The organism is Frankia sp. AgKG'84/4 (assembly GCF_023242965.2).
GTDB lineage: Bacteria > Actinomycetota > Actinomycetes > Frankiales > Frankiaceae > Frankia.
On record NZ_JALKFU020000421.1, the window covers coordinates 1 to 4,644 of the forward strand.

A 4,644-nucleotide genomic window follows, 5' to 3' on the forward strand; every position below is an offset into this window, starting at 1 on the left:
CCCGCGGGTCGGCCGGGTGCTCACCCCGGCGGACCGGGTCGCGGCGTTCGCCCTGACCCGCGCCACCGACGTGACCGCCGTGACGATCCCCGCCGAGGCGGCCCTCACCGAGCCGGTCGTCGTGCGCCTGCACGGCGAGAGCCCGCGCGGCGCCGGTGCCGGCGGCGGCATCGCCTACGGGCACGTGATCGTCGAGATCGGCCCGTTCGCGTCCGGCACCGTCGTGCTCGACCACACCGGCAGCGCCACCTACGCCGGCAACGTCGAGGTGTACGTCGGCCACGGCGCGTCGCTCACGGTGGTGTCCCTGCAGGACTGGGACGCCGACGCCGTGCACCTCGGCGCGCACGCCTACTCGGTCGGGCGCGACGCGAAGCTGCGCTCGTTCACCGTGACCCTCGGTGGCGAGCTCGTCCGGCTCAACCCGACGGTGGAGTACCGCGGCCCCGGTGGTGACGCCGAGCTCAACGGCGTGTTCTTCACCGATGCCGGGCAGCACCAGGAGCACCGCCTGCTCGTCACCCACGAGGCCCGGTCCTGCCGCAGCCGGGTGACCTACAAGGGCGCGCTGCGCGGCGACTCGGCGCACGCGGTGTGGATCGGCGACGTCGTCATCGGCGCCGACGCGGTCGACACCGACACCTACGAGCTCAACCGCAACCTGGTCCTCACCGACGGCGCCCGCGCCGATTCGGTGCCGAACCTGGAGATCCTCACCGGCGAGGTCGTCGGCGCCGGCCACGCCAGCGCCACCGGCCGTTTCGACGACGAGGCGCTGTTCTACCTGCAGTCCCGCGGCATCCCGCCGGCCGAGGCCCGCCGCCTCGTCGTGCACGGCTTCTTCGCCGAGGTCATCGACCGCATCGAGGTGCCGGAACTGCGCGAACGGATCATGAACACCGTGTCGGCCCGGCTCGGTGAGCTCCCGGCGGACGCATGAGCACCGTCCCCGCCCCGCACCGGTACCGCGTGTGCGCCCTGAGCGAGCTGGGCGACGACACCGCGCTCGGTACCGAGATCGACGGCGTGCCGGTGTGCGTCGTGCGGGTGGGGGAGCGGGTGTTCGCGCTGCGCGACGAGTGCTCGCACGCGGACGTCCAGCTCTCCCAGGGCGAGGTCGAGGACGGCAAGATCGAGTGCTGGCTGCACGGGTCGCAGTTCGATCTGGCCAGCGGCGTGCCCCTGACGCTGCCCGCGATCGACCCGGTGCCCACCTACCCAGTGACCATCGACGGCGACGACGTGTTCGTCGACGTCGCACATTCGACCCCGGAACGAGGGTGACCACAGCGGTGTCGACCTTGGAGATTCACAACCTGCACGTCTCGGTCGAGACGGAGGAGGGTCCGCGCGAGATCCTGCGCGGGGTCGACCTCACCGTCCGCAAGGGCGAGACCCACGCCATCATGGGCCCGAACGGGTCCGGCAAGTCCACGCTTTCCTACTCGATCGCCGGCCACCCGAAGTACAAGGTGACCGAGGGCAGCATCACCCTCGACGGCGAGGACGTCCTCGCGATGAGCGTGGACACCCGCGCCCGCGCCGGCATCTTCCTGGCGATGCAGTACCCGGTGGAGATCCCCGGGGTGTCGGTGTCGAACTTCCTGCGCTCCTCGGCCACGGCCGTGCGCGGCGAGGCACCGAAGCTGCGCACGTGGGTCAAGGAGGTCAAGGCCGCCATGACCGCCCTGGAGATGGACCCGGCGTTCGCCGAGCGCGGCGTCAACGAGGGCTTCTCCGGCGGCGAGAAGAAGCGCCACGAGATCCTGCAGATGGCGCTACTCAAGCCGAAGATCGCTGTGCTCGACGAGACCGACTCCGGCCTCGACGTCGACGCGCTGCGCATCGTCTCCGGCGGCGTCGAGGCCGTGCGCGCCCAGGGCGAGACGGGCATCCTGCTCATCACGCACTACACGCGCATCCTGCGCTACATCAAGCCCGAGTTCGTCCACGTGATGGCCGGCGGCCGGATCGTCGACGAGGGCGGCCCGGAACTCGCCTCCGTGCTCGAGGACGAAGGCTACGACCGTTACGTCAAGGGCGGCGGCGACGCCGTCGCGGTGGCGAAGGCGGGAGCGGTGTCATGACGCTGGCCGAGCCGCGGGCGGCCGGCGCCGCGGCGCCGGTGCTCGGATTCGACGTCGAGCAGGTGCGCAAGGACTTCCCGATCCTCGCCCGCACCGTGCACGACGACCTGCCGCTGGTCTACCTCGACAGTGCCGCGACCTCGCAGAAGCCGTACGCCGTCCTCGACGCCGAGCGGGCCTACTACGAGCTGCACAACGCCAACGTGCACCGCGGCATCCACGTCCTCGCCGAAGAGGCCACCGCCCTGTACGAGGCGACCCGGGACAAGGTCGCCGCGTTCATCGGCGCGACCGACCGGCGTGAGGTCGTCTTCACGAAGAACTCGACCGAGGCGCTCAACCTGGTCGCCTACGCGATGAGCAACGCCGAGACCACCGGCCCGGAGGCCGACCGTTTCCGGATCGGCCCCGGCGACGAGATCGTCATCACCGAGATGGAGCACCACTCCAACCTGGTGCCCTGGCAGATGCTCGCCCGGCGCACCGGCGCCACCCTGCGCTGGATCGGCCTGACCGACGACGGCCGGCTGAACCTCGACAACCTGGACGCGGTCATTACCGACCGGTGCAAGGTCGTCTCGATGGTGCACCAGTCGAACATCCTCGGCACGATCAACCCGGTCGAGCGGATCGTCGCGCGGGCCCGCCAGGTCGGCGCCCTCACCGTCCTCGACGGCTCCCAGTCCGTGCCGCACCTCCCGGTCGACGTGGTCGAACTCGGCGTCGATTTCCTCGCCTTCACCGGCCACAAGATGTGCGCGCCGACGGGTGTTGGGGTCCTGTGGGGCCGCGGTGAGCTGCTCGAGGTCATGCCCCCGTTCCTCGGCGGCGGCGAGATGATCGAGATCGTCACGATGGAGGGCTCGACCTACGCGCCCCCGCCGCACCGCTTCGAGGCCGGCACCCCGATGATCAGCCAGGTCGTCGCGCTCGGTGCCGCCGTGGACTACCTCAACGGCCTCGGCATGGCCGCGATCGCCGCGCACGAGCACGCGATCACCGCCTACGCGCTCGACGCGCTGGCCACCGTGCCCGGCCTGCGGATCATCGGCCCGCCGACGGCCCAGGCCCGCGGCGGCGCGATCTCGTTCGTGCTCACGGACGACGAGGGGCGCGGGATTCACCCGCATGACGTGGGGCAGATCCTGGACGAGCGCGGCATCGCCGTGCGCGTCGGCCACCACTGCGCGCGGCCGGTCTGCCTGCGCTACAACGTGCCGGCGACGACCCGTGCGTCGTTCCACCTCTACACGACGACCGCCGAGGTCGACGCCCTGGTGGAAGGTCTGCACGGGGTGCGGAGGTTCTTCTCGAGGTGAAGCTCGATTCCATGTACCAGGAGATCATCCTGGATCACTATCGCAACCCGCTGCACCGCGGCCTGCGCGACCCGTTCGACGCCGAGGTGCACCACGTCAACCCGACCTGCGGTGACGAGGTCACCCTGCGGGTCAAGGTCGTGGACGGGGTCGTCGAGGACGTCTCGTACGAGAGCGAGGGCTGTTCGATCAGCCAGGCCTCGGCGAGCGTCATGAGCGACCTGGTCATCGGCAAGAAGATCGACGAGGCGCTGGAGCTCGAACGGGAGTTCCTGGCGCTGATGCAGTCACGGGGCACCGCCGAGGGCGACGAGGACCGCCTGGAGGACGCCGTGGCGTTCGCCGGGGTCTCGAAGTACCCGGCCAGGGTGAAATGTGCCCTGCTGTCCTGGATGGCCTGGAAGGACGCGACCGCCAAGGCCGTGGATCCCGCGGCCACCGCGGCGGCGACCCCGGCGGCAGCGCCGCCCGCCGCCCTCGACGTACCCGAGCAGGAGAAGCCATGACCGACGCGGCCACGGACACCGACACCCGCCCGGAGGCGGCCGACACCACCGACGACGCCGCCGGTGAGCCGCATGCCACCGTCGCCGAGCGCGCGGCCGGCCTCGAGCTCGCCGCGTTCGACGACATCGAGGAGGCGATGCGCGACGTCGTCGACCCCGAGCTCGGCATCAACGTCGTCGACCTCGGCCTCGTCTACGGCATCCACGTCGCCGACGACAACACGGTCACCCTCGACATGACGCTGACGTCCGCGGCCTGCCCGCTCACCGACGTCATCGAGGACCAGACCCGCTCGGCGCTGGTCGACGGCCCCGACGGCCTGGTCGCCGGCGTCACGATCAACTGGGTCTGGATGCCCCCGTGGGGCCCCGACAAGATCACCGACGACGGCCGCGAGCAGCTGCGCGCCCTCGGCTTCAACGTCTGACCCACGCGAGTCACCGAGAGCCGCCACCGGTCTGGTCGGAGCACCCCTCCGACCAGACCGGGCTTCGGCGCGCCTCGGCAACGCCCGTGCGTGGCCTCGTGGGATCTCCGAAGGGCGCTGGATCGATCCAGCTGAGCTTCCAGACGAGGTCGCCATCAGCGCGGTGACACTCGCCGAACTCTCCGCCGGGCCGCACGAAGTTCGACGAAACGACGAACAGTGCCGCTACGACGAACAGTGCCGCTACGACGAACAGTGCCGCTACGACGAACAGTGCCGCTACGACGAACAGTGCCGCTACGAC

Annotated in this window: 6 protein-coding genes; all 6 read left to right on the forward strand. The window is 70.7% G+C overall.

What is annotated here, in order from left to right; translation table 11 throughout:
* A partial coding sequence (gene sufD / locus MXD58_RS20385; RefSeq protein WP_250609741.1) for a Fe-S cluster assembly protein SufD occupies positions 1-940 on the forward strand: 940 nt, incomplete at its 5' end.
* Positions 937-1,284: a non-heme iron oxygenase ferredoxin subunit gene (locus tag MXD58_RS20390; RefSeq protein WP_248840755.1), complete on the forward strand. Its 348-nt coding sequence runs from the start codon at positions 937-939 to the stop codon at positions 1,282-1,284. The genes sufD and MXD58_RS20390, both read left to right, overlap by 4 nt.
* 8 nt (positions 1,285-1,292) lie before the next feature.
* Entirely contained in the window at positions 1,293-2,087 is a 795-nt protein-coding gene (sufC, locus tag MXD58_RS20395) for a Fe-S cluster assembly ATPase SufC (protein ID WP_250609742.1), read from the forward strand.
* The gene (locus tag MXD58_RS20400) at positions 2,084-3,406 is read left to right on the forward strand and encodes a cysteine desulfurase (RefSeq protein WP_248840753.1); all 1,323 of its coding nucleotides are present in this window, start codon (positions 2,084-2,086) and stop codon (positions 3,404-3,406) included. The genes sufC and MXD58_RS20400 overlap by 4 nt, the downstream gene beginning before the upstream one ends.
* Positions 3,403-3,912 carry a Fe-S cluster assembly sulfur transfer protein SufU gene (gene sufU / locus MXD58_RS20405; protein WP_248840752.1) on the forward strand — a complete coding sequence of 170 codons (510 nt, stop codon included), beginning with the start codon at positions 3,403-3,405 and terminating at the stop codon, positions 3,910-3,912. Before MXD58_RS20400 ends, sufU begins: the two co-directional genes overlap by 4 nt.
* Entirely contained in the window at positions 3,909-4,340 is a 432-nt protein-coding gene (locus MXD58_RS20410) for a metal-sulfur cluster assembly factor (protein ID WP_248840751.1), read from the forward strand. Before sufU ends, MXD58_RS20410 begins: the two co-directional genes overlap by 4 nt.
* Positions 4,341-4,644: the final 304 nt, after the last annotated feature.

Excerpts from the sequence above, each read along its gene's own strand:
- MXD58_RS20390 (WP_248840755.1), top strand. The coding sequence starts at position 937 with ATGAGCACCGTCCCCGCCCCGCACCGGTACCGCGTGTGCGCCCTGAGC.
- MXD58_RS20400 (WP_248840753.1), top strand. The coding sequence starts at position 2,084 with ATGACGCTGGCCGAGCCGCGGGCGGCCGGCGCCGCGGCGCCGGTGCTC.
- MXD58_RS20410 (WP_248840751.1), top strand. The coding sequence starts at position 3,909 with ATGACCGACGCGGCCACGGACACCGACACCCGCCCGGAGGCGGCCGAC.